The organism is Streptomyces sp. URMC 123 (assembly GCF_051386515.1).
Lineage (GTDB): Bacteria > Actinomycetota > Actinomycetes > Streptomycetales > Streptomycetaceae > Streptomyces.
Window position 1 is genome coordinate 1 of record NZ_JBPQTV010000023.1, and the last position, 24,659, is coordinate 24,659.

Consider the following 24,659-nt stretch of genomic DNA (forward strand, 5'->3'; position numbering starts at 1 on the left):
CGCCCCCACCACGTACCCCTCGCCCCGTGGCTCGGTGGGCTCCGCGTGCGCGGGCAGGGCGATGGCCGAAAGCAGAACCGCCGCCGCGGCCACCGCGGTCGCTCGGGCCGGTCGCCGCCGCTCGTATCTCGTCCGTGCCATGGTGTGTCCCCTCCTCGGCCCGACAGGTCAACGGTCAGCCTTCCGTGACACTCGGTTGAGGGACAAGACATCCGGCGGGGATGGAATTGGCCATATCATCCGTAATCGCATATGCGCTCGGTATTCGACCGGACGCGCGGCAGGAGCGCGCCCCGCACCACGCGCGCCGGGCGCACCCGCCGACACAGTGAACGCGAGTTGTGGGTGACGCGCGGCGCGCGCCGCTACCGTCGAAGGGTGAAGGCCATTCGTCGATTCAGCGTGCGCCCCGTCCTTCCGGAACCCCTACGACCGCTCAGCGAGCTGGCGCGCAATCTGCGCTGGTCCTGGCATCCCGAGACCCGCGAGCTGTTCCAGGCCGTCGACCCCGACGGCTGGCAGGCGGCGGGCGGCGATCCCGTACGCGTCCTCGGCGCCGTCCCCGCCGCGCGCCTGGCCGAACTGGCCCAGGACCGCAGATTCCTGCGGCGGCTCGCCGCCGCCGCCGACGACCTGGACGACTATCTCACCGGCCCGCGCTGGTACCAGACCGCGTCATCGGACGGCGAACTCCCCGCCGCCGTGGCCTATTTCTCGCCCGAATTCGGCATCACCGCCGCCCTGCCGCAGTACTCCGGCGGCCTGGGCATCCTCGCCGGCGACCACCTCAAGGCCGCCAGCGACCTCGGCGCCCCCCTGATCGGCGTCGGGCTCCTCTACCGCCATGGTTACTTCCGCCAGTCGCTCTCCCGCGACGGCTGGCAGCAGGAGCAGTACCCCGTCCTCGACCCCCACGAGATGCCGCTCGCTCTGCTGCGCGAAGCCGACGGGCGGCCCTGCCAGGTCGCCCTCGCCCTGCCCGGCGGCCGCTCGCTGCGCGCCCACGTCTGGCAGGCACAGGTCGGCCGGGTGCCGCTGCTGCTGCTCGACTCGGACGTGGAGGAGAACGACCCCGGCGAGCGGGACGTGACCGACCGGCTCTACGGCGGCGGCAGCGAGCACCGGCTGCTCCAGGAGATGCTGCTGGGCATCGGCGGGGTGCGCGCGGTGCGCGCCTACTGCCGGCTCACCGGCCACGCCGCGCCCGAGGTGTTCCACACCAACGAGGGGCACGCCGGCTTCCTCGGCCTGGAGCGCATCCGCGAACTCAGCGAGGAGGGCCTGGACTTCGACGCCGCGCTGGAGGCCGTCCGGGCGGGCACCGTCTTCACCACCCACACCCCCGTGCCCGCGGGCATCGACCGCTTCGACCGCGAGCTCGTCGCCCGCCACTTCGGCGAGGGCGGCGAGCTGCCCGGCGTGGACGTCACCCGCGTCCTCCAGCTCGGCATGGAGACCTATCCGGGCGGCGAGGCCAACCTGTTCAACATGGCCGTGATGGGGCTGCGGCTGGCCCAGCGCGCCAACGGGGTCTCCACCCTGCACGGCCAGGTGAGCCGCTCCATGTTCGCCGGCCTGTGGCCCGGGTTCGACCCGGAGGAGGTGCCCATCACCTCCATCACCAACGGGGTGCACGCCCCCACCTGGGTCGCCCCCGAGGTGCTCCGGCTCGGCGCCCGCCAGGTGGGCGCCGAGCGCGTCGAGGACGCCCTCGCCGTCGGCTACTCGCACCGCTGGGACGCCGTCGCCGACATCCCCGACCAGGAGATCTGGGACGTCCGGCGGGCCCTGCGGGAGCAGCTCGTGGAGGAGGTGCGGGCGCGGCTGCACGCCTCCTGGCGCCAGCGCGGCGCCGGCTCCGCCGAACTCGGCTGGATCGACTCCGTGCTCGACCCCGAGGTGCTCACCATCGGCTTCGCCCGGCGGGTCCCCTCCTACAAGCGGCTCACCCTGATGCTCCGCGACCGCGAGCGGCTGACGGAGCTGCTGCTCCACCCGGAGCGGCCGATCCAGATCGTGGTCGCCGGCAAGGCCCACCCCGCCGACGACGGCGGCAAGCGCCTCGTCCAGGAGCTCGTCCGGTTCGCCGACGACGCCCGGGTGCGGCACCGCATCGTCTTCCTGCCGGACTACGGCATGGCCATGGCCCGCACCCTCTACCCCGGCTGCGACGTCTGGCTCAACAACCCGCTGCGCCCGCTGGAGGCGTGCGGCACCTCCGGGATGAAGGCCGCTCTCAACGGCTGTCTCAACCTCTCGGTCCTGGACGGCTGGTGGGACGAGTGGTACGAGCCGGACTTCGGCTGGGCCATTCCCACGGCCGACGGCGCGGCCACCGACGAGGACCGGCGCGACGCCCTGGAGGCCGCGGCCCTCTACGAGCTGATCGAGGACCGCGTCGCCCCCGCGTTCTACGACCGGGGCCGCGGCGGGCTGCCCGACCGCTGGATCGAGATGGTCCGCAGGACCCTGGCCGGCCTCGGCCCCAAGGTGCTCGCCGGGCGCATGGTCCGCGAGTACGTGGAGCGGCTCTACGCCCCGGCCGCGCGGGCCCACCGGGCGCTGGACGCGGGCACCGCCCGCGAGCTGGCGCAGTGGAAGGCCAAGGTGCGGGCCGCCTGGCCGCGGGTGGCGGTCGACCACGTGGAGGCGGGCATGGCCCCCTCCGGCACCACGGCCGAGCTGGGCTCCACCCTCTCGCTGCGGGTGCGGGTGGCGCTCGACGGGCTCGCCCCCGAGGACGTGGAGGTCCAGGCGCTGGCCGGGCGGGTCGACGCGGAGGACCGGATCAGCGACGCCGTCTCCGTGCCGCTGAAGCCGACCGGCGGCCCGGACCTGGAGGGGCGCTGGCTCTACGAGGGCCCGCTGGCGCTGGACCGCACGGGTCCGTTCGGCTACACCGTGCGCATCCTGCCGGCGCACCGGCTGCTGGCCAGCCGGGCCGAGCTGGGGCTGGTCGCGGTGCCGGTGGACGGCGGCGGCGAGGCGGCCGGGGTGCTGATGCGCTGACGGCGCCGGCCTCGCGCGCTCGCGAGGCGGACGCGGCCCGGTGCCCGGGAGCGGGGAACGCTCCCGGGCACCGTCGTCGTGCCGTGCCGTGCCGTGCAGTGCAGTGCTGTGCTGTGCCGTGTTCTACGGGGGCCGGCCGTGCTGTCCCCGCTCCCGGTGCCGGGGCGATCAGAAGGTCAGCCGCCAGCTGTTGATGTGCCCGGTGTCCTGGGCGTACGCGTCCTGGACCCGCAGCTTCCAGGTGCCGTTCGCCGCCTCGGCGGAGGCGTCCACCACGTACTGCGCCTTGACGTTGTCCGCGGAGTCGGAGGCGTCGGAGTTCTTCAGCCGGTAGGCCGTGCCGTCCGGGGCGAGCAGGTCGATCACCAGGTCGCCCCGGTAGGTGTGGACGATGTCCACGTCGACCTTGAGGGTGCTCGGCGCGTTGCCGGTCCGGGTGACGTTGATCGAGGAGGTGGCCGTCGAGACATCGCCGATCGGGACGTCGTCGGTGTTCTCGAACACCGTTCCGCCGCCGGAGGTGTTGACCGTCCAGGTGAACGAGGTGGTGGCGGTCTTGTTCGCCGAGTCGGTGACGGTGACGGTCACCGTGCTGGTGCCGGCGGTGGTCGGGGTGCCGGAGATCAGGCCCGTGGCGCTGTCGATCGTCAGCCCGGCGGGCAGCCCGGTGGCGGTGTGGCGCAGCGCGCCGGGGGCGGTGCTGGTGGCTTTGATCTGGAGGCTCGCCGGCTGGCCGACCGTGCTGGTCTGGTTGCCCGGGTGGGTGATGGTGACGCCCTCGCTGACCCGCGGGCCCACGTTCACCCCGGCCCAGGCGTTGGCCACGGCGTTGTACGAGGCGCTGCCCTGGCCGAAGAGCGACGCGGCGACCTCCAGGGTCTTGGTGCGCGCCTCGGCGTACGTCGTCCTGGTGCCGAACTTCTCGGTCAGCGCCTTGTACCACACCTTCATCGCGTTCTCCCGGCCGATGCCGGTCACGGGGAGGCCGTCGGAGGTGGGGCTGTCGTACGTGACGCCGTTGATGGTCTTCGTCCCGCTGCCCTCGGAGAGCAGATAGAAGAAGTGGTTGCCCACGCCGGAGGAGTAGTGGACGTCGATGTTGCCGATGCCCGCGTACCAGGAGTCCTTGGAGCGGCCGTCCTTGCTGGGCTTGTCCATGTAGCGCAGCGGGGCGCCGGTGCCATGGATGTCGATCTTCTCGCCGACGAGGTAGTCACCGACGTCCCTGGGGTTCTGGGCGGCGAACTCCACGGCGGCGGCGAAGATGTCGGAGGTCGCCTCGTTGAGCCCGCCGGACTCCCCGCTGTACTCCAGCCCGGCCGTGGACGAGGTCAGCCCGTGGGTCATCTCGTGGGCGGCCACGTCGATGGAGGTGAGCGGCCGCTGGTTGTTCTGGCCGTCGCCGTAGGTCATGCAGAAGCAGCCGTCGGACCAGAAGGCGTTGACGTAGTTGTTGCCGTAGTGGACCCGGGAGTAGGCGCCGACGCCATCGCCCCTGATGCCGCTGCGGCCGTGCGTGTTCTTGTAGTAGTCCCAGGTCAGGGCGGCGCCGTAGTGGGCGTCCACGCCGGCGGTCTGGGGGTTGGCCGGGGTGCCGTCGCCCCAGGTGTCGTCGGGGTCGGTGAACAGCGTGCCGGTGCCCGACGAGCCGCGGTTGAGGTTGTACGTCTTGTGGTTGCCGCGGGTGGAGTCGGTCATCGAGTACGAGGGGATCGTGCCGATGGTGACCGTGCCGCTGTACTGGCTGTGGCCGGTGCCGTTGCGGACCGCCTGGTACTCGTACAGCTTCGCGCCGCTGGTGGCGTCGGTGACGACATGCAGCTCGTTGGGCGTGCCGTCGCCCTGCACCCCGCCGACGACGCTCTCCCAGGCCAGCAGCGGCTTGCCGGCGGCGACCCACACGACCTTGCGGGGAGCCGTACGGCGGGCGTCGGTGTCCCGGGCGCCCTTGCCCCTGGCCGAGGCCACGGCCTGCTGCCACGCGGTCTCCGCGGAGACCTTCGCGGTGGTGCCGGGGACCGCGATGCGGGTCTCGACGGACTTGGTGACGCCCCGCACGGCGCCGCTGCCCGTGGCGGCCACGATCAGGTCGCCGCCCAGGACGGGCAGCCCCTCGTAGGTGCGCTCGTAGCGGGTGTGCAGGGTGCCGTCGACGTTCTTGACGACATCGCGGACGACCAGCCGCTCCGCGGGGCCCAGGCCCAGGGTGCGGGCGGTCGCGTCCCGGGCGGTGTCCGCCCGGCGCAGCAGCTCGGCCCGTTCGGCCGGGGAGAGCGGGGCGGGCAGGGCGCCCGGGTTCGGCTCGGCGGCGATGGTGCCGCCCGCGGCGCCGGTGGTGGCGCCGGCGTCGGGGCGGGCGCTGGCGCCGTCGGCCTGGGCACCGACGGCGAGCATCGCGGACAGGGCGACGACGGCGCCGGTGGCGACGGCGCGTCTGGAGGGGGTGCGTCTCACGCGGACTCCTTTGCCGCGGCCGCGCCACGCTCGCGCGGCCGGTGGGGGTACCGGAGGCTCGGTGTGCCGTCCGGGCGGTGCGGGGGCGGTGCGTGTGGGGCGTGGGGGAGAGACGTCCCTGGGCCCGACCGGCCCGAGGCCGGCGCGTGCGGCGCGACGCGATGCGAGGAGGAGCCCGCGGAACGCGCGGGTCCCGGGGGGCCGGCGGTGTCCGAGGAACCGGCGGTGTCCGGGGCCCGGATGTGCCGGGGCACAGGGGGCGAGCTGGTCGCACTGCGTCGAGCCGGGCTGCGCCGAGCGGTGGGGAGCTGGTGCGATCGAAGGCGTCAGGGACGTGACCGGGGCCCAGATGTGCGGTCGGTGGGGGAGCTGCGCCACGGACGAGGGAAGCGTGGCATCAGGCGCATGCACATGTCATGACTGCGGTGCCAAGTTTCGCGACGGCGGAGCCAAGTTGGCCAGAAGTCGTTCGTTGACCGTCATGCGCTGTTCGCTCAGCGGACATCAGGCCAGGCTCTCGCGCCAGGCCCGGTGCAGGGCCGCGAACCGGCCGCCGCCCCCGATCAGCTCCGCGGGCGCGCCGTCCTCGACGATCCGGCCCCCCTCCATCACCAGCACCCGGTCGGCGATCTCCACCGTCGACAGCCGGTGCGCCACGACCACCGCCGTGCGGCCCCGCAGCACCGTCGCCATCGCCCGCTGCACCGCGCGCTCACCCGGAATGTCCAGCGAGGACGTCGCCTCGTCCAGAATCAGCACCCCGGGGTCGGCCAGCAGCGCGCGGGCGAACGCCACCAACTGGCGCTGTCCGGCGGAGATCCGGCCACCGCGCTTGCGCACATCCGTGGCATAACCCTCCGGCAGGGCGGCGATGAAGTCGTGCGCCCCCATGGCCTTCGCGGCCCGCTCGATCTCCTCGGGCGTCGCGTCCGGGCGCCCGAGGGCGATGTTTTCGGCCACCGTGCCGGAGAAGAGGAACGCCTCCTGGGTCACCATCACCACCCCGCGCCGGAGGTCGGCCGTGGCCAGCTCGCGCAGATCCGTCCCGTCCAGCAGCACGCGACCGGTCGTGGGGTCGTAGAAGCGGGCCAGCAGCTTCGCCAGCGTCGACTTGCCCGCGCCCGTCGACCCGACGACGGCGACCGTCCGGCCGGCCGCCAGGGTCAGATCGAGGCGCGGCAGCACCTCCGCGCCCGCGCGATAGGCGAACGACACCCCCTCCAGCACGACCTCGCGGCCCGGTCGCCCCGCCGGCCGCGCGGGCAGCGGCCGCGGCCGCTCCGGCTCCGGCACCGACGGGCGCTGGGCCAGCAGCGCCGCGATCTTCTCCAGCGATGCCGCCGCCGACTGATAGGAGTTCAGGAACATGCCCAGCCGGTCGATCGGGTCGTACAGCCGCCGCAGATAGAGCACCGCCGCGGCCAGCACCCCCAGCGCCAGGGAGCCGCTCGCCACCCGGTGCGCGCCCCACACCACCGTGACCGCCACCGCCGTGTTCGCCACCGTCCGGGAGCAGCACACATAGCGGGCCATCTCCAGCACGGCGTCCCCGTTGGTCCGCTCATGGCGCCGGTTGAGCTCGGCGAAGGCCGCGTCGTTGGCCCGCTCGCGGCGGAACGCCTGCACCGGGCGGATGCCGTTCATCGTCTCGGTGAACTTCACGATGACCGCCGCCATCGCGGTCGACCGCCGCCGGTGCGCCCTCAGCGACCGGCGCCGGAAGGAGCGCACCAGCAGCCACAGCGGGCCGAAGGAGAGCAGCGCCGCCGCGCCCAGCCCCCAGTCCAGCCAGAGCAGCAGCACCGAGATGTAGACCACCGACAGGGCCACCCCGATCAGCTCCTGGAGGCCCTCCTCCACCAGGTCGCGCAGCGACTCGACGTCCGTGGTGGCGCGGGAGATCAGCCGGCCCGAGGTGTAGCGCTCGTGGAAGTCCAGGCTCAGCGCCTGGGCGTGGCGGAAGATCCGGCCCCGCAGGTCCAGCAGCACGTCCTGGCCCACCCGGGCCGCGACCCGTACGTACGCGTACTGGAGCAGCGCCGCGGCGAGCGCGCAGATCGCGTACGCTACGCCGACCGCCAGCAGCGGTCCCGTGTCGCCCGCGCGCAGGGCGGGCACGGCGCGGTCGATGGCGTACGCGACGAGCAGCGGGCCCGCCTGGACGGCGGCCTGCTGGAGCAGCACGACCACGGCGGTGAGCCGGACCCGGGCGCGGTGCGGGGCGAGCAGCGACCGCAACAGGGCGCGCTGGGCGCCCCGGGGGGCCGGGAGGCGGTCCCGCTCCTCGTACCCGGCGGCGGCCCCGCCACCGGCCCCGGCGCCGGCCTCGGCTCCGGCGGGAGCCTCCCTGGTCCCGTCGCCGGGCGCGGCGGGGGACGTGGCGCTCGTCGTCATCCCGGCGACCCTCCTTCCCGTGGCAGCCCCTCCGGGCGGTTCGGGGCGCCGGACATCAGCTCCCGGTACTCGGCGCTGGAGCCCAGCAGCTCCCGATGGGTGCCCACCGCCGCGATCCGCCCGCCGGAGAGCAGGGCCACCCGGTCGGCGAGCAGCACGGTGGAGGGGCGGTGGGCGACCACCAGTGCGGTGGTGGTCGCCAGCACCTGGCGCAGGGCCGCCTCCACCAGGGCCTCGGTGTGCACGTCCAGGGCCGACAGCGGGTCGTCCAGCACCAGGAAGCGGGGGCGGCCGACCACCGCCCGGGCCAGGGCCAGGCGCTGGCGCTGCCCGCCGGACAGCGACAGGCCCTGCTCGCCCACCTCGGTGCCGGCCCCCTGGGGCAGCGCGTGGACGAACTCGGCGGCCTGGGCCACCTCCAGGGCGCGGTCGAGATCGGCCTCCCCGGCGCCGTCCGCGCCCATGAGGACGTTCTCGCGCACGCTCGCGGAGAACAGCGTGGGCTCCTCGAAGGCGACCGCGACCAGCTCCCGCAGCCGGGCGCGCGGCAGGGTGGTGATGTCCACCCCGTCCAGCGTGATCCGGCCGGCGGTCGGCTCCAGCAGCCGGGGGACCAGGGCGGTCAGCGTGGTCTTGCCGCAGCCGGTGGCGCCGACGAGGGCCATGGTCTCGCCGTGGGCGACGCGCAGATGCACGCCGTCGAGGACCGGAGGACTGCCCGGCGGGGCGTCGGCGTAACGGAACCCCACGTTTTCGAACCGCAGCCCGTCACCGGTGAGCGGGGCCCGCCCGCCGCCCGTGAGCGGCGCCCGCCCGTCGCCGTCCCGAGGGCGTACGGCGCCCACTTGCTCCCGGTCCCGCGGCACCGGCACGTCCAGCACCTCGAAGTACCGCTCGGCGGCCGTCGCCGCCTCCTGCGTCAGGGCCAGCAGAAAGCCGATCGACTCCACCGGCCAGCGCAGCGCCAGCGCCGTCGAGAGGAACGCCACCAGCGTGCCCGCCGTCAGCTCGCCGTCCGCCACCCGCACCGACCCCAGCACCAGCGCCGCGCCGATCGCGAGCTCCGGCAGCAGCACGATCACCGCCCACAGCCCGCCCAGCAGCCGCGCCTTGTGCAGCTCGGTGCCGCGCAGCGACGCCGACAGTCCCCGGAACCGCCGGGCCTGGCTGCGGTGCCGGCCGAAGCCCTTGATCACACGGATGCCGAGCACGCCCTCCTCGACCACCGTCGTCAGGTCCCCGGCCTGGTCCTGGGCCCGGCGGGAGGCCGCCGCGTACCGCGCCTCGAAGACCGAGCACAGCACCATCAGCGGGGCCACCGGGGCGAGCAGCACCAGCCCCAGCGTCCACTCCTGCTGGAGCAGGATCGCGCAACCGAACACGATCGTGGTGGCGTTGACCAGCAGGAACGTCAGCGGGAAGGCGAGGAACATCCGCAGCAGCGTCAGATCGGAGGTGCCCCGGGAGAGCAGCTGGCCGGAGGGCCAGCCGTCGTGGAAGGAGACCGGCAGCCGCTGCAGATGGCGGTAGAGGGCCTCGCGCAGGGACGCCTCGACCGCCGCCAGCGGCCGGGCGATCAGCCAGCGCCGCATACCGAACAGCCCCGCCTCGGCCAGCCCCAGCCCGAGCAGCAGCGCGCCCCCGAGCAGCACCCCGCCCGCGTCCCGCTCCGCCACCGGCCCGTCCACCATCCACTTGAGCACCAGCGGAATGAGCAGCGCCAGCGACGAGGCCACCACGGCGCACAGCGCCGCCGCGGCCATGCGCGCCCGGGCGGGCCGCACATGGGGCCACAGCCGCAGCAGCGAGCGCACGGTGCCGCGTGGCTTCCCGCCGCGCCCCGGCCCGGCCGCGCCGGGCGCGCCGCCCGCCTCCGCTGCCTCCGCCGCCTCCGCCGTCAAGTCCCCTGCGCCCTCCATCGCTTGGGAGCCTACGGCTCACCACTGACAGCGCTCACGCCCTTTTCGGCGGCGGCACCCCCGCAGCGGGCGCCCGCGCGCCGCGCGCCCTCTCCGGCGCCGCCCACGAGCCGGCGCCCACGCCCCACCCGGGCGCCTCACCCGTGCGCCCCGGCCCTGCGCGCCGCTCGTACGCCCCGCGCCGGCACGCCCCGCTCCGGCACGGCCCGCGTCATGCCCGCGCCCGCAACAGCAGCGCCGTGCGCCCCGGCACGGTGATCACCTCGCCCCCCTCGTACGCGGTGCCCGGCTCCGCCGACTGGTCCTCGCGGTCGGTGTCGACCAGCAGTTCGTACGACGCGGCCCACGGCTCCCCGGGCAGCGCGAAGCGGATCGGCTCGCCCCCCGCGTGCAGCACCACGAGGAAGCTGTCGTCCACCACCGGCCCGCCCCGCTCGTCGCGCCCCGGGATGTCCCGGCCGGACAGGTACATCCCCAGCGCGGCCCGCGGGGCGTACCAGTCCGGCTCGGTCATCTCCGTGCCCTCCGGGGTGAACCAGGCCAGGTCCCGCAGCCCCTCCGGGCCCTGCGGGCGGCCGGAGAAGAAGGCGCGCCGGCGCAGCACGGGATGCGCGTGGCGCAGCGCCAGCAGCCGGGAGGCCAGGTCGAAGAGCGCGCGCCAGCCCGGCACCTCCCGCAGCGACCAGTCCACCCAGGAGACCGCGGTGTCCTGGCAGTAGGCGTTGTTGTTGCCGCCCTGGGTGCGGCCCAGCTCGTCACCGGCCAGCAGCATCGGCACCCCGGTCGACAGCAGCAGCGTGGTGAGCAGATTGCGCAGCTGCCGGCGGCGCAGGGCGAGCACCGCCGGGTCCTCGCTCTCGCCCTCCGCCCCGCAGTTCCAGGAGCGGTTGTCGTCGCTGCCGTCGCGGTTGCCCTCGCCGTTGGCCTCGTTGTGCTTGCGCTCGTAGCTCACCAGGTCGCGCAGGGTGAAGCCGTCGTGCGAGGTGATGAAGTTGACCGAGGCGTAGGGGCGGCGCCCGCCCCACGCGTAGAGGTCGCTGGAGCCGGACAGCCGGTAGCCGAGGTCGGCGAGGTCCGGCAGGGCGCCGCGCCAGAAGTCCCGTACGGCGTCGCGGTAGCGATCGTTCCACTCCGTCCACAGCGGGGGGAACGCGCCGACCTGGTAGCCGCCGGAGCCCACGTCCCAGGGCTCGGCGATCAGCTTCACCCGGCGCAGCACCGGGTCCTGGGCGATCACCGCGAGGAACGGCGAGAGCATGTCCACGTCGTGCATCGAGCGGGCCAGCGCCGCCGCCAGATCGAAGCGGAAGCCGTCCACCCCCATCTCCGTGACCCAGTACCGCAGGCTGTCGGTGATCAGCCGCAGCACATGGGGCCGCACCACGTGCAGGGTGTTGCCGCAGCCGGAGTAGTCGGTGTAGCGCCGGGCGTCGCCCTGGAGCCGGTAGTAGCCGCGGTTGTCGATGCCGCGCAGGGAGAGCGTGGGCCCGAGCTCATTGGACTCGGCGGTGTGGTTGTAGACCACGTCGAGGATCACCTCGATGCCGGCGGCGTGCAGCGCCCGCACCATCCGCTTGAACTCGCCGACCTGCTCGCCGCGGGTGCCGGAGGCGGAGTAGGCCGCGTGCGGCGCGAAGTAGCCGATGGAGTTGTAGCCCCAGTAGTTGCGCAGCCCCCGGCGGAGCAGATGGTCCTCGTGCGCGAACTGGTGCACCGGCATCAGCTCGACGGCCGTCACCCCGAGCCGGACCAGGTGCTCGATCGCCGCCGGGTGCGCCAGCCCCGCGTAGGTGCCGCGCAGCGCGGACGGTATCCCCGGGTGGCGCATGGTGAAGCCGCGCACGTGCAGCTCGTAGATGACGGAGTCGGCCCACGGCGTCTTCGGCCGGCGGTCGTCCGACCAGTCGTCGTCGTCGCAGACCACCACGCCCTTGGGGACGTACGGCGCCGAGTCGCGGTCGTCGCGCACGGTGTCGGCCACGTGCTGCTGCGGCCAGTCCCGCACATGCCCGTACACCTCCGGGGGCAGCCGGAAGTCCCCGTCCACCGCCCGCGCGTACGGGTCGAGCAGCAGCTTCGCCGGGTTCCAGCGCGCCCCCGTCCACGGGTCCCAGCGGCCGTGCACCCGGAAGCCGTACCGCCGGCCCGGCCGCACCCCCGGCACGAAGCCGTGCCAGATCTCGTGCGTCAGCTCGGTCAGCGGGCAGCGCGTCTCGGTGCCGTCCTCCGCGAACAGGCACAGCTCCACCGCCTCGGCCCCGCCCGCCCAGAGGGCGAAGTTGGTGCCGGTGACCCCGTCCGGGCCGGCCTTGAACCGGGCCCCCAGGGGCTGCGGGCTGCCGGGCCACACCGGCGGCCCCGCGGCCACCGCCGGCCCGGCCGCCGCTCCCGCCGCCTCCCGGACGGCCGCTTCCGCCGCCTCCCGACCGGCCGCCGCGGCCGTCTCGGCGGCGCGCTCCCCGGCCCGGCCCGGCCGGACCCCGGCCGCGGTGGCCGGCCCGGACCCGTTGGCGGCGGTGGCCACGGCGCCCGGCCGGGCCCCCGCCGCGGCGGGCGGTCGGCCCTCGCCCCCCGGCCCGTTGCGCTGCACTGCCTCCTGCTCGGGTGCGCTCGACACGTGTTCGCCTCCGGCGGCTCTCGGCGGGCCCCGCCCCCCGGCGGGGCGGCGAGGACGGTGCGGACCGGACGACGGGGTCGGTCCGGACGGCCGCCTGCCATGGTCGCAAGACGGGCCCCGGACCGCGAGGGCGCACGGCGTCCCGGCCGGCCCGGCCCCCGCCCGTCACCCGCTGGTCTCCCCGCTGTTCTGCCCCCGATCGGGCGCCCCGTCACGTTGCTCCGCGCCCCGCCCGCTCGTTGGGCCCGGCGTGGACGAGGTGGCGAGACGGTGGGCCGTGGGGGCGCTGGCCGCGCTGACGCTGGCGCTGACCGGATGTCAGGTGGCGGACCTGGGGCTGGGCGGCGCGCCCCGCCCGCCCGAGGAGGCGATCCGGGTGCTCCCGGCGGACGGTGCCACGGGCGTGCGCCCCGACGCCCGGCTGGAGGTGTCGGTGCCGGACGGGCGGCTGGAGCGCGTACGGGTGGCACGGGCGGGGGACGGCGAGCGCGATCCGGTCGCGGGCCGGATCGGCGCCGACGGGCTGACCTGGCGCCCCGCCCCGGGCCATGAGCTGGCGGCGGGCAGCCGATACACCGTGGCCGCCGTCGCCCTGGACGGCCACGGCCGCCGCTCCGCCCGGCACACCACCTTCACCACCGCGGCGCCCCGGCAGCGCCTCATCGGCTTCTTCCGGCCCGAGCACGGCTCCACCGTCGGCACCGGAATGATCGTCTCCTTCGACTTCAACCGCGCGGTGACCCGGCGCGCCGCCGTGGAGCGCGCCATCCGGGTCACCGCCGACCCCCCGGTGGAGATCGCCGCGCACTGGTTCGGCCCCCGCCGGCTGGACTTCCGCCCCCGCCACTACTGGCGCCCCGGCACCCGGGTCACCGTCCGGCTGCGGCTGCGCGATGTGAAGGGCGCGCCGGGGGCGTACGGCAGCCAGCACAAGACCGTGCGGTTCACCGTCGGCCGCGACCGGTCCGCTCTGGTCGACGCCGCCCGGCACACCCTCACCGTGCGCCGCGACGGCCGCCCGGTGGCCACCCTGCCCATCACCGCGGGCGCCCCGGAGAGCAGCACCTACAACGGGAAGATGGTGGTGATGGAGCGTTACGAGATGACCCGGATGAACGGGAACACGGTGGGCTTCGGCGGCGAGTACGACATCCCCGATGTGCCGCACGCCCTCCGGCTCACCCGCTCCGGGACGTTTCTGCACGGCAACTACTGGGCCCCCGAGGACACCTTCGGCACCGCGAACACCAGCCACGGCTGCATCGGGCTGCGCGATGTGCGCGGCGGGTCCGTCACCACCCCCGCGGGCTGGTTCTGGGCCGACACCCTCGTCGGCGACGTGGTGGAGGTGGTCGGCAGCGACGACCGCGTGGTCGCCCCGGACAACGGCCTGGGCGGCTGGAACATGGACTGGCGCGCCTGGCGGGCGGGGTCGGCGCTGTCCTCCGGCTGAGCCGCCGGGACCTGCCTCCGGCCCTCCGCCCCGCCCGGCACCCCGCCGCGTCCGACATGTGCGCCAGTTGGGACCGAATGGTGACATGGGAGGGCAGTCACCCGTCCGACCGTGTGGTTATCTAATCGCCGTGCGCGCGTCAGACGCGCAGGGGAGCGGACCGCGGTACGGGTCCGGGTGAGAGGGAGAGTTCACCGTGAACGTGCAGCCGATATCGGGGGCGCCGCGGGGTCGGCGGAGTCGGCGAGGGGGCGGCGGCCCGGGCCGTCGAGGGGCCGGCCGAGGAGTCAGAGGTCTGATCGCGCTGCCGCTCGGCGCGCTGCTGCTGCTGGGCACCGCCTGCGGCGGCGGGGGCGGCGAGGACGCGGGCCGGGCGGACAAGGCCGGGAGCGCCGGGGTGGACACCCGGGCCTCCCAGGCCGTCGTCAAGATATCCCCGAAGGACGGCGCCCAGGACGTGGCGCCCTACTCCACCCTGAAGGTGACGGCCGAGAAGGGCCGGCTCACCTCGGTGAAGGCCACCGACTCCAAGGGCAATACGCTCGACGGGAAGATATCCGACGACGGTTCGGCGTGGCAGCCCACCGGACACCTGGGCGCCGGCACCACCTACACGGTGAACGCCGTGGCCAAGGACGAGGCCGGCCGCGAGTCGGCGAAGAACGCCACGTTCACCACCCTGGTCCCCAAGGGCACCTTCATCGGCGACTTCACCCCCGAGAACGGGGAGACCGTCGGCGTGGGCATGCCGGTCTCGATCGTCTTCAACCGGCAGATCACCAACAAGCGCGAGGTCGAGCAGGCGGTCAAGGTCACCGCGGAGCCGGCCGTGCCGGTCGAGGGCCACTGGTTCGACGTCGGCGGCAAGGACCGGCTGGACTTCCGGCCGGAGAAGTACTGGGCCGCCGGCACCAAGGTGACCGTCAAGCTCGACCTCAACGGCGTCGAGGGCTCCAAGGGCGTCTACGGCACCCAGTCGAAGACCGTGAACTTCACCGTCGGCCGCAGCCAGGTCTCCGTGGTGGACGCCCAGGCCAAGCAGATGACGGTCACCCGCGACGGCCAACTGATCAAGACGATCCCGATCTCCGCCGGGGCCCCCGCCACCACCACCTACAACGGCCAGATGGTGATCACCGAGAAGTACAAGGTGACCCGGATGAACGGCGACACGGTCGGCTTCGGCGGCGAGTACGACATCAAGGACGTGCCGCACGCGATGCGGCTGTCCACCTCCGGCACCTTCATCCACGGCAACTACTGGTCGGGCCGGTCGACGTTCGGCAAGGTCAACGCCAGCCACGGCTGTGTGGGCCTGTTCGACGTGCGCGGCGGCGGCGACCCGGAGACGCCCGCGGCCTGGTTCTTCCAGAACTCGCTGGTCGGTGACGTGGTCGTGGTGAAGAACTCCAAGGACAAGCAGATCCAGCCGTGGAACGGCCTCAACGGCTGGAACATGGACTGGAGCGAGTGGATCAAGCCGCAGCAGTGAGCCGGGGGCACCCGTAGGCACCGCCGTTAACGGCGGCTAACCTGCCCCCATGACTGTGCATCTTGAGGTCGCCGAAGGCGTGGGCACCATCCGTCTGGACCGCCCGCCGATGAACGCCCTGGACATCGCCACCCAGGACCGGCTGCGCGAGATCGCCGAGGAGGCGGCGCGCCGGGACGACGTGCGCGCCGTGGTGCTGTACGGCGGTGAGAAGGTGTTCGCGGCGGGCGCGGACATCAAGGAGATGCAGGCCATGGACCACGCGGCCATGGTGGCCCGGTCCAAGGCCCTCCAGGACTCCTTCACCGCCGTGGCGCGCATCCCCAAGCCGGTGGTCGCCGCCGTCACCGGCTACGCCCTCGGGGGCGGCTGCGAGCTGGCGCTCTGCGCCGACATTCGGATCGCCGGGGAGAACGCCAGGCTCGGCCAGCCCGAGATCCTGCTGGGGCTGATCCCGGGCGCCGGCGGCACCCAGCGCCTGGCCCGGCTGGTCGGCCCGGCCAGGGCGAAGGACCTGATCTTCACCGGGCGCCATGTCACCGCGGACGAGGCGCTCGCCATCGGGCTCGTGGACCGGGTGGTCCCGGCCGACGAGGTGTACGCGCGGGCGCACGCCTGGGCGGCGAAGCTGGCCCAGGGCCCGGCCCTGGCGCTCCGGGCGGCGAAGGAGTCGGTGGACGCCGGCCTCGAGGCGGACATCGACACCGGCCTGGCCATCGAACGCACCTGGTTCGCGGGGCTGTTCGCGACCGAGGACCGGGAGATCGGCATGCGCAGCTTCGTCGAGGAGGGCCCCGGGAAGGCCAAGTTCCGCTGATCCGGGGGCAGTTCGGCCCGCACGTGCCGGGCCCGGGTGGACGCCCGGGTCCGGCAATGCCCCTTGCGGGGGAATTAGGGGCGGCTTAAAGGCACCTTAACGACGCGCCCGTTCCGCCCCCCGGCCGAGCGCCGCGCCATGGGTATCGGCGCAGGTCAGCATGGGTCGCCCGGGCCCTGGGCAGCCATCGGCATATGCCGCCGCCCCCGTCGGAAGCGGACATTCCGGCAAATGCAATCACCTGGTTCCGGCCCCGGCCGCCACGGCGGACGGCCATCATGGGGGGCATGGCGGGCCTCGAAGGAATGGAGCAGCCGCGTCGGGCAACCGGCACGGCCGCCGCGCGCTGGGTGCCGTCCGTCGAGGACGAGAACGCGCTCAGGGCGCTGGAGCTCTTCGGCAACCCCACGGTCGAGGAGGTGCGGCTGCCGTCCCGCCCGGAGTCGGCGGGCACCGCCCGCCGGCTGACCCAGTCGGTGGTGCTCCGCCACTGGGGCCTCTCCCCGCAGATCGCCGAGCACGCCGTGCTGCTCGTCAGCGAGCTGGTGGGCAACGCCGTGCGGCACACCGGGGCGCGCACCTTCGGGCTGCGGATGGTGCGGCCCCGGGGTCGGCTCCGGGTGGAGGTCCGCGACCCCTCGCGCGGACTGCCCTGTCTGATGCCGGTGCAGGAGATGGACATCAGCGGCCGCGGGCTCTTCCTGGTGGACAAGCTGTCCGACCGATGGGGCGTGGATCTGCTGCCCCGGGGCAAGACGACCTGGTTCGAGATGCGGGTGAACGACCGCTGACGCCCCGGACCCGCGACCGCTGACGCCCCCCATGGCCACGCCGACGCAGACCCCCGCATGCGAAAGGCCCCCAGCCGCCGTCACCGGCGGCCCGGGGGCCTTTGTGTCGACGCCGCGGGCGATAGGGGTGTGCTCGCGGCGGACTCACGACCTGGCCCGGGTCAATGGGGGTCGTGCCACCGACTATCGCAGACCGGCCGCCCGTCCGCCAACGCCGAGAAGGCCGATAAAGGGGGACATAACGGAGCCCTGGTCTAGACGATCCAAGGTGAGCTGCACCACTGGCCTGCAAAGTGACGGCAAGTATGCATGATCGCGAATGATTCAAGGGTGGCTGAATGGCCGATTTCAAAACGCCCGTGAAAGGAGTAGTGGCGCGCGTACGCGCTCGCCCGCTCTTCAATATGCGCGTGAGCACCAGCAGGTGTCCTCCAACCGGTCCGGGGAGTTCGATGCGCACCTTCGCCCGCCGCGCCGCGGCGCTGCTCGCCGCCGCCCTCGTCGTCACCGCGGCGGCCTGTTCGGACTCCGGGTCGGGGTCCGGCTCCCGCGGGCGCGCCGCGGACGCCACGCGGGACGCGCGCTCGGCGTCCCCCGGCGCGGGCCGCCAGGCGGCCCCGGCCGGCCTGCCGGGCATGCCGCCCGTGCTGGACCCGAAGGACATCTACGCCGCCGACCGGCCCGGCATGCTCTCGCCCGTGGTGAAGGACTTCCCCTCCCGGGTCTATGTGCCGAACACCACCTCCAACACGGTGTCGGTGATCGACCCGAAGACGTACAAGGTGGTCGAGACTCTCCGGGTCGGGGTGCAGCCCCAGCACGTGGTGCCCTCCTGGGACCTCAAGACGCTGTGGGTCAACAACAACCGCGGCCATACGCTCACCCCCATCGACCCGGCCACCGGCAAGGTCGGCGCCCCGGTCGACGTGCACGACCCGTACAACCTCTACTTCACCCCGGACGGCAAGTACGCCGTGGTCATGGCCTCGGCCGACCGGGAGCTGGTGTTCCGCGACCCGCACACCATGGAGATCAGGAAGACCGTCCCGGTCTCCTGCTACGGCGTCAACCACGCCGACTTCTCCCCGGACGGCCGCTACTTCATCGTCTCCTGCGAGTTCTCCGGGGAGCTGCTCAAGGTCGACACGGCGAAGATGGAGATCATCGGCCAGCAGCGGCTGCCGTTCAAGGGCGCCATGCCCCAGGACGTGAAGCTCTCGCCGGACGGCAAGACCTGGTACATCGCCGACATGATGGCGCACGGCATGTGGGTGCTCGACGGCGACCGGTTCACCACCCCGAAGCTGATGCCCACCGGCAAGGGCTGCCACGGCCTCTATGTGAGCCGGGACTCGAAGTCGATGTACATCTCCAACCGGGGCGAGGGCACCGTCTCCGTGCTGGACTTCGCCGGCGAGAAGCTCACGGCGAAGTGGAAGCTCTCGGACGGCGCCAGCCCCGACATGGGCGGGGTCTCGGCGGACGGGAACGTGCTGTGGCTCTCCGGCCGGTACGACTCGGAGGTCTACGCGATCGACACCCGCACGGGTCGCCAGATCGCCGAGATCCCGGTCGGCGGCGGTCCCCACGGCCTCGCGGTCTACCCCCAGCCGGGCCGCTACTCCCTGGGCCACACCGGCATCTTCCGCTGACCGGGGGCGATCGGTGCGTGCCGGACCGCCGACGCGGCCCGGCACACACCGGTTCAGCACTCGATGACGTTGACGGCCAGGCCGCCGCGCGCGGTCTCCTTGTACTTGACCTTCATGTCCGCGCCGGTCTCCTTCATGGTCTTGATGACCTTGTCGAGGGAGACGTGGTGGCGGCCGTCGCCCCGCAGCGCCATCCGCGCGGCGGTCACGGCCTTCACCGCGGCCATGCCGTTGCGCTCGATGCAGGGGATCTGGACCAGACCGCCGACCGGGTCGCAGGTCAGGCCCAGGTTGTGCTCCATGCCGATCTCGGCGGCGTTCTCGACCTGCTCGGGCGTGCCGCCCATGACCTCGGCCAGGCCGCCGGCGGCCATGGAGCACGCGGAGCCGACCTCGCCCTGGCAGCCGACCTCGGCGCCGGAGATGGAGGCGTTCTCCTTGAAGAGCATGCCGATCGCGCCCGCGGCCAGCAGGAAGCGGACCACGCCGTCCTCGTCGGCCCCGGGGACGAAGTTGATGTAGTAGTGCAGCACGGCCGGGATGATGCCCGCGGCGCCGTTGGTCGGCGCGGTGACCACCCGGCCGCCGGCGGCGTTCTCCTCGTTGACCGCCATGGCGTACAGGGTGATCCACTCCATGGCGCGGGCCTGCGGGTCGCCCTCGGCGCGCAGCTGCCGGGCGGAGTTCGCGGCGCGCCGGCGGACCTTGAGGCCGCCCGGCAGGATGCCCTCGCGGGACATGCCGCGGGCCACGCACGCCTGCATCACGCGCCAGATCTCCAGCAGACCCGCGCGGATCTCCTCCTCCGTGCGCCAGGCCTTCTCGTTCTCCAGCATCAGCGCGGAGATGGACAGGCCGGTGTCCCGGGAGAGCCGCAGCAGCTCGTCACCGGTGCGGAAGGGGTACGTCAGCACCGTGTCGTCGAGCTTGATCCGGTCCTCGCCGACCGCGTCCTCGTCCACGACGAAGCCGCCGCCGACGGAGTAGTACGTCTTCTCCAGCAGCGGCGCGCCCGCCTCGTCGTAGGCGAAGAGCGTCATGCCGTTGGCGTGGTACGGCAGCGCCCGGCGGCGGTGCAGGATGAGCTGGCTCGGCTCGTCGAAGTCGATCTCGTGCGCTGCGCCGATCTCCGCGCCGAGCAGCCGCAGCCGCTTGGTGGCGCGGATGCGCTCGACCTCGGCGTCGGCGGTCTCGACGTCGACGGTGCGCGGGGAGTGGCCCTCCAGGCCGAGCAGCACCGCCTTGGGCGTGCCGTGGCCGTGGCCGGTGGCGCCCAGCGAGCCGAACAGCTCGGCGCGCACGGCGGCCGTCTGGGCGAGCAGACCGTCCTTCTTCAGGCGGCCCACGAACATCCGGGCAGCCCGCATCGGACCCACGGTGTGGGAACTGGAGGGGCCGATGCCTATGGAGAAGAGATCGAATACGGAGATGGCCACGGTGGCGGACTCCCATGTCTGCTCGTGGTGGGTGGTTCAGGTGGTGCCCGGTGGGGGCTCCGGGGCGCGCGGCGGGCATCCCGCGCACTCTCCAGTGTGCGGGGTGCCGGAGGTGTGGTTCGACCACGGGCCCGGGCCGGGGCCGCCCGGAGCCCTTCGGGAGGGCCCCGGGCGGCGGTCCGGCTACTTCGTCAGGTTGGGGTACAGCGGGTGCTTCGCGGCCAGCGCGGACACCCGGGCCTTGAGCGCCTCGGCGTCGTACGACGGCTTCAGCGCCTCCGCGATCACGTCCGCGACCTCGGCGAAGTCCTCGGCCGCGAAGCCGCGGGTGGCGAGGGCCGGGGTGCCGATCCGCAGCCCGGAGGTGATCATCGGCGGCCGGGGGTCGTTGGGGATGGCGTTCCGGTTGACCGTGATGCCGATCTCATGGAGCCGGTCCTCGGCCTGCTGCCCGTCGAGCTCGGACGCGCGCAGGTCCACCAGCACCAGGTGCACGTCCGTGCCGCCGGAGAGCACCGAGACGCCCGCCTCGGCCACGTCGGCGCGGGTCAGCCGCTCGGCGATGATCGAGGCGCCCTCCAGCGTGCGCTGCTGGCGCTCCTTGAACTCCTCGCTCGCCGCGACCTTGAAGGCCACCGCCTTGGCGGCGATCACATGCTCCAGCGGGCCGCCCTGCTGCCCGGGGAAGACCGCGGAGTTGATCTTCTTGGCCAGCTCGGCCGTGGAGAGGATCACACCGCCGCGGGGGCCGCCCAGCGTCTTGTGGGTGGTGGTGGTGACGACGTGCGCGTGCGGCACCGGCGACGGGTGCAGCCCCGCCGCCACCAGGCCGGCGAAGTGCGCCATGTCGACCATCAGGTACGCGCCGACCTCGTCCGCGATCCGGCGGAACGCGGCGAAGTCGAGCTGGCGGGGGTACGCCGACCAGCCGGCGATGATCAGCTTCGGCCGGTGCTCCTTGGCGAGCCGCTCGACCTCCTCCATGTCGACCCGGTTGGTCTCGGCGTCGACGTGGTAGGCGACCACGTTGTAGAGCTTGCCGGAGAAGTTGATCTTCATGCCGTGGGTCAGGTGCCCGCCGTGGGCGAGGTTCAGACCCAGGATGGTGTCGCCGGGGGAGAGCAGGGCGAACATCGCGGCGGCGTTCGCCTGGGCGCCGGAGTGCGGCTGCACGTTCGCGGCCTCGGCCCCGAACAGCGCCTTGATCCGGTCGATGGCGAGCTGCTCGATGACGTCCACGTGCTCGCAGCCGCCGTAGTAGCGGCGGCCGGGGTAGCCCTCGGCGTACTTGTTGGTGAGCACCGAGCCCTGGGCCTCGAGCACCGCCACCGGGGCGAAGTTCTCGGAGGCGATCATCTCCAGGGTGGACTGCTGGCGGTGGAGCTCGGCGTCGACCGCGGCGGCGACATCCGGGTCGAGCTCGTGCAGGGAGCTGTTGAGAAGCGACATCACAATCCTGTCCGGGCGGGGTCGGTCCCGTGTCGAGAGGTCGGAGAGGGGGAGGGGCGGGCCGTCGGACCGCAGGGGCCGGGCGGGTCAGCCGGCGGTGAAGGCCGTGTACTCGTCGGCGGAGAGCAGGTCGTCCGGCTCCCCGTCGACGCGCACCTTGAACAGCCAGCCGTCCCCGAAGGGGGCGGAGTTCACCAGCGACGGGTCGCTCACGACCGCCTCGTTGATCTCCGTGATCTCACCGGAGACCGGCGCGTAGAGATCGCTGACCGACTTCGTCGACTCCAGCTCGCCGCAGGACTCGCCCGCGGTGACGACGGCGCCGACCTCGGGGAGCTGCACGAAGACGACGTCACCGAGGGCGTCGGCCGCGTGCGAGGTGATGCCCACGGTGGACACGCCGTCCTCGGCGGCGGTGAGCCACTCGTGCTCCTTGCTGTAGCGAAGCTGCTGGGGGTTGCTCATGGCCTGATTCTCCTGGATACGCGGGTGTGCTCGTTAATGGGGTCTTGACAGGTGGGACGGATGTGACGCAAACGACCCGCCGACCGTGCCCGAGTGGACGCGTCGGAACGGATGAAACGATTCCGCCCCGGGGCGCGAACCGAAACCGATGATCAGCGCTCGCGCTTGTAGAAGGGCAGCGCCACGACCTCGTACGGCTCGTGGGCGCCCCGGATGTCCACGGCGACGCCCTCGGTGCCGGGCGCGGCGTGGGCCGCGTCCACGTACGCCATGGCGATCGGCCTGCCGAGCGTGGGGGAGGGGGCACCGGAGGTGACCTCGCCGATCACCTCGCCGCCGGCCACCACCGCGAAGCCCGCCCGCGGCACCCGGCGGCCCTCGGCGACCAGGCCGACCAGCGTGCGCGGCGGCCGCTCGCCGGCCCGCCGGGCGGCCTCCTCCAGGGCCGCGCGGCCCACGAAGTCGCCCGCCTTCTCGAACTTCACCACCCGGCCCAGGCCGGCGTCGAAGGGCGTGGTGCGGGTGGTCAGCTCGTGCCCGTACAGCGGCATGCCCGCCTCCAGCCGCAGGGTGTCCCGGCAGGACAGCCCGCAGGGCACCAGCCCGGCGTCCTTGCCCGCGTCCGTCAGCGCCCGCCACAGCGCCTCGGCGTCCCCGGGCGCCACGAACAGCTCGAAGCCGTCCTCGCCGGTGTAGCCGGTGCGGGCGATCAGCGCCGGCACGCCGGCCACGGTGCCCGGCAGGCCCGCGTAGTACTTCAGCCCGTCCAGGTCGGCGTCGGTCAGCGAGCGCAGGATGCCGGGGGACTCGGGGCCCTGGACGGCGAGCAGGGCGTAGTTGTCCCGGTCGTCCCGCACGGTCGCGCCGGAGCCGCCCAGGGCCGCGGCGCGCTCGGTCAGCGCGTCCAGCACCACCTGGGCGTTGGAGGCGTTGGCGACCACCATGTACTCCTCGTCGGCGAGGCGGTACACGATGAGGTCGTCCAGGATGCCGCCGTCCGCGTCGCAGATCATGGTGTAGCGGGCCCGGCCGACCGCCAGCGCGGAGAGGTTGCCGACCAGCGCGTAGTCCAGCAGCTCACCGGCGCGCGGACCGAGGACGGTGATCTCGCCCATGTGCGAGAGGTCGAAGAGACCGGCCCGGCCGCGGACCGCCAGGTGCTCCTCGCGCTCGCTGCCGTAGCGCAGCGGCATGTCCCAGCCCGCGAAGTCGGTCATGGTCGCGCCGAGCGAGCGGTGCAGCGCGTCGAGCGCGGTCCGGCGGGGGGCGGCGGTGTCCGTCATGGTTCGGCTCCAGACATGGTGGCGGAGGCTCTGTCGAATCAAACACAGCCTCCCCATCTGTCATCGGAACCTGAGAGGTTCGCCGCGGCCCCGCGTCGGGGGGCGGCTTGCACCTTGGGTGGAACCGCGCAGCGGCTCGCTTTTCAGATGTGCCTCGCCCGTGCGGTAGGGGGGCCTGAGAGATTCAAGGGAGGACTTGCTCCTTCGGCGCCCCGGCGCCCGGCACGGCGGCCGGGGCGGGGACTCTCCCGCACGGATTCAAGCGGCCGGTATGGAGTTGGCGCGCACATCATTGCACGGCACGGCGAACTTCGGGCGGCCCGGTGGGAAGGTTACGAGGTTGTACGGCATTACCTTTTCTTGAAACTCTGCCGGCAGGGGCCGCAGTGACCGGACCGGGGAGGGCGATCACGGTGCAGCACGGGCATGGTGGATACGGGGGTGTGCCGCGGCGGGCGCCCGGAGCGGCACGGCGGGCCGGGCCGGGCGGTCGGAGCGGCCTGGCCGGGGTGGCCGGTCCGGCCGGGGCGGCCGGTATGAGCGGCTCGATCGGCAGGGCGGACGTAACGCCGGTGACCAATGTGACGAAGGTGGCCGATATGGCTGAGGTGACACCGGTGACCGAGGTGACGACAACGGTGGTCGACGCGGCCGACGCGCCGCCGGCGGTGAACGGGGCGCGGGTGACGGACGGGGCACCACGGCGGCAGACGGTGCGGCCCGGCCGGACGGCCGCGGTCGTCGACCTGCGCGGCGGGCCGGGCGCGGCCGGGTCCGCCCCGGGGGCCGGGGAGCTGCGCTATCCGGCGGGCGACGTCGTGGTCGTCTCCGGTCTGCCCGGCAGCGGCAAGAGCACCCTGATCGAGCGGGCCACCGCGCCGCTCGACCACCGGGGCGGCGCCGTGCGGCGGATCGACTCGCAGGACGTCCGCGACCGCTGGGAGCGGGCGATGCCCGGCTTCCTGCCCCTGCCGTACGCGGCGTACCGGCCGCTGGTGCGGATCGCGCACTACGACGGGCTGCGGCGGGCGCTGGCCTCCGGCGACAGCGTCGTGGTGCACGACTGCGGCACGCTCTCCTGGGTGCGGCGCTGGCTGGCCCGGGACGCGCGGCGGCGCGGGCGCGCGCTCCACCTGGTGCTGCTCGACGTGCCCCCCGAGACGGCGCTCGAGGGCCAGGCCGCGCGGGGCCGGGGCGTGTCCGGCTACGCGTTCGGGCGCCACCGGCGGGCGGTCGGCGCGCTGGTGGCCCGCGCGGAGTGCGGCCGGCTGCCGCGCGGGGTGGCCACGGCCGTCCTCCTCGACCGCTCCGCGGCCGCCTCGCTCGACGCGATCGCCTTCGACTGAGCCCGGCGCTTCGAGCCCCGGCGCTTCGCCGAGGCCCCGAATCGCGAACCGCCCGCACCCGCCCCCGCCGGAGGCGTTAGGG

Annotated in this window: 15 protein-coding genes and 2 riboswitches; of the genes, 7 read left to right on the plus strand and 8 right to left on the minus strand. The window is 73.7% G+C overall.

Annotated features, from left to right (window positions below):
* The first annotated feature begins 378 nt into the window (after positions 1–378).
* Entirely contained in the window at positions 379–3,009 is a 2,631-nt protein-coding gene (gene glgP / locus ACSNOD_RS05510; RefSeq protein ID WP_436765595.1) for an alpha-glucan family phosphorylase, read from the plus strand.
* 168 nt (positions 3,010–3,177) lie between these two features.
* On the opposite strand, the gene ACSNOD_RS05515 is transcribed toward glgP, so the two are convergent.
* The 4 genes from ACSNOD_RS05515 to glgX form a co-directional block, all read right to left on the minus strand.
* Positions 3,178–5,463 (minus strand): M4 family metallopeptidase, encoded by a 2,286-nt coding sequence (locus ACSNOD_RS05515; protein WP_436765596.1) that lies wholly within the window; start codon positions 5,461–5,463, stop codon positions 3,178–3,180.
* Positions 5,464–5,967: 504 nt separating this feature from the next.
* A complete protein-coding gene (locus ACSNOD_RS05520) occupies positions 5,968–7,857 on the minus strand; it encodes an ABC transporter ATP-binding protein (protein WP_436765597.1) in 1,890 nt (629 codons plus the stop codon).
* A complete protein-coding gene (locus tag ACSNOD_RS05525) occupies positions 7,854–9,776 on the minus strand; it encodes an ABC transporter ATP-binding protein (RefSeq protein ID WP_436765598.1) in 1,923 nt (640 codons plus the stop codon). The genes ACSNOD_RS05520 and ACSNOD_RS05525 overlap by 4 nt, the downstream gene beginning before the upstream one ends.
* Before the next feature lie 211 nt (positions 9,777–9,987).
* The gene (gene glgX, locus ACSNOD_RS05530; protein ID WP_436765599.1) at positions 9,988–12,393 is read right to left on the minus strand and encodes a glycogen debranching protein GlgX; all 2,406 of its coding nucleotides are present in this window, start codon (positions 12,391–12,393) and stop codon (positions 9,988–9,990) included.
* A 259-nt stretch (positions 12,394–12,652) separates the two neighbouring features.
* On the opposite strand from glgX, the gene ACSNOD_RS05535 reads away from it, so the two are divergent.
* The 5 genes from ACSNOD_RS05535 to ACSNOD_RS05555 all read left to right on the plus strand — a co-directional run bounded on the left by ACSNOD_RS05535 (position 12,653) and on the right by ACSNOD_RS05555 (position 18,598).
* On the plus strand, positions 12,653–13,846 hold the full coding sequence (locus ACSNOD_RS05535; RefSeq protein ID WP_436765600.1) for a L,D-transpeptidase: 1,194 nt from the start codon (positions 12,653–12,655) through the stop codon (positions 13,844–13,846).
* A 196-nt stretch (positions 13,847–14,042) separates the two neighbouring features.
* A complete protein-coding gene (locus ACSNOD_RS05540; protein ID WP_436765601.1) occupies positions 14,043–15,338 on the plus strand; it encodes a L,D-transpeptidase in 1,296 nt (431 codons plus the stop codon).
* A 49-nt stretch (positions 15,339–15,387) separates the two neighbouring features.
* Positions 15,388–16,155, plus strand: a complete 768-nt coding sequence (locus ACSNOD_RS05545; protein ID WP_436765602.1) for an enoyl-CoA hydratase/isomerase family protein — start codon at positions 15,388–15,390, stop codon at positions 16,153–16,155.
* A 287-nt stretch (positions 16,156–16,442) separates the two neighbouring features.
* Positions 16,443–16,946 (plus strand): ATP-binding protein, encoded by a 504-nt coding sequence (locus ACSNOD_RS05550; RefSeq protein ID WP_436765603.1) that lies wholly within the window; start codon positions 16,443–16,445, stop codon positions 16,944–16,946.
* 452 nt (positions 16,947–17,398) lie between these two features.
* Positions 17,399–18,598, plus strand: coding sequence for a hypothetical protein (locus ACSNOD_RS05555; protein WP_436765604.1), 1,200 nt, complete (start codon positions 17,399–17,401; stop codon positions 18,596–18,598).
* A gap of 53 nt (positions 18,599–18,651) precedes the next feature.
* Here ACSNOD_RS05555 and ACSNOD_RS05560 read toward each other — a convergent pair whose 3' ends face one another.
* From ACSNOD_RS05560 to gcvT, 4 genes are all read right to left on the minus strand, one after another.
* Positions 18,652–20,034 carry an L-serine ammonia-lyase gene (locus tag ACSNOD_RS05560; RefSeq protein ID WP_436765605.1) on the minus strand — a complete coding sequence of 461 codons (1,383 nt, stop codon included), beginning with the start codon at positions 20,032–20,034 and terminating at the stop codon, positions 18,652–18,654.
* A gap of 183 nt (positions 20,035–20,217) precedes the next feature.
* On the minus strand, positions 20,218–21,483 hold the full coding sequence (gene glyA / locus ACSNOD_RS05565) for a serine hydroxymethyltransferase (protein WP_436765606.1): 1,266 nt from the start codon (positions 21,481–21,483) through the stop codon (positions 20,218–20,220).
* An 87-nt stretch (positions 21,484–21,570) separates the two neighbouring features.
* A complete protein-coding gene (gene gcvH, locus ACSNOD_RS05570) occupies positions 21,571–21,948 on the minus strand; it encodes a glycine cleavage system protein GcvH (protein ID WP_436765607.1) in 378 nt (125 codons plus the stop codon).
* Between the two features lie 152 nt (positions 21,949–22,100).
* On the minus strand, positions 22,101–23,231 hold the full coding sequence (gcvT, locus tag ACSNOD_RS05575) for a glycine cleavage system aminomethyltransferase GcvT (RefSeq protein ID WP_436765608.1): 1,131 nt from the start codon (positions 23,229–23,231) through the stop codon (positions 22,101–22,103).
* Positions 23,232–23,278: 47 nt separating this feature from the next.
* A riboswitch (glycine riboswitch) is annotated at positions 23,279–23,384 on the minus strand.
* A riboswitch (glycine riboswitch) is annotated at positions 23,385–23,492 on the minus strand. It lies immediately after the preceding riboswitch.
* A gap of 338 nt (positions 23,493–23,830) precedes the next feature.
* Here gcvT and ACSNOD_RS05580 point away from each other — a divergent pair.
* Entirely contained in the window at positions 23,831–24,577 is a 747-nt protein-coding gene (locus tag ACSNOD_RS05580; RefSeq protein WP_436765609.1) for an AAA family ATPase, read from the plus strand.
* Positions 24,578–24,659 lie beyond the last annotated feature (82 nt).

What these genes read in the sequence shown, in the direction of transcription:
- ACSNOD_RS05520 (WP_436765597.1), bottom strand. Translation starts at nt 7,857, where the DNA reads ATGACGACGAGCGCCACGTCCCCCGCCGCGCCCGGCGACGGGACCAGG.
- ACSNOD_RS05525 (WP_436765598.1), bottom strand. Translation starts at nt 9,776, where the DNA reads ATGGAGGGCGCAGGGGACTTGACGGCGGAGGCGGCGGAGGCAGCGGAG.
- ACSNOD_RS05545 (WP_436765602.1), top strand. Translation starts at nt 15,388, where the DNA reads ATGACTGTGCATCTTGAGGTCGCCGAAGGCGTGGGCACCATCCGTCTG.
- ACSNOD_RS05550 (WP_436765603.1), top strand. Translation starts at nt 16,443, where the DNA reads ATGGCGGGCCTCGAAGGAATGGAGCAGCCGCGTCGGGCAACCGGCACG.
- ACSNOD_RS05555 (WP_436765604.1), top strand. Translation starts at nt 17,399, where the DNA reads ATGCGCACCTTCGCCCGCCGCGCCGCGGCGCTGCTCGCCGCCGCCCTC.
- glyA (WP_436765606.1), bottom strand. Translation starts at nt 21,483, where the DNA reads ATGTCGCTTCTCAACAGCTCCCTGCACGAGCTCGACCCGGATGTCGCC.
- gcvH (WP_436765607.1), bottom strand. Translation starts at nt 21,948, where the DNA reads ATGAGCAACCCCCAGCAGCTTCGCTACAGCAAGGAGCACGAGTGGCTC.
- gcvT (WP_436765608.1), bottom strand. Translation starts at nt 23,231, where the DNA reads ATGACGGACACCGCCGCCCCCCGCCGGACCGCGCTCGACGCGCTGCAC.
- ACSNOD_RS05580 (WP_436765609.1), top strand. Translation starts at nt 23,831, where the DNA reads ATGGCTGAGGTGACACCGGTGACCGAGGTGACGACAACGGTGGTCGAC.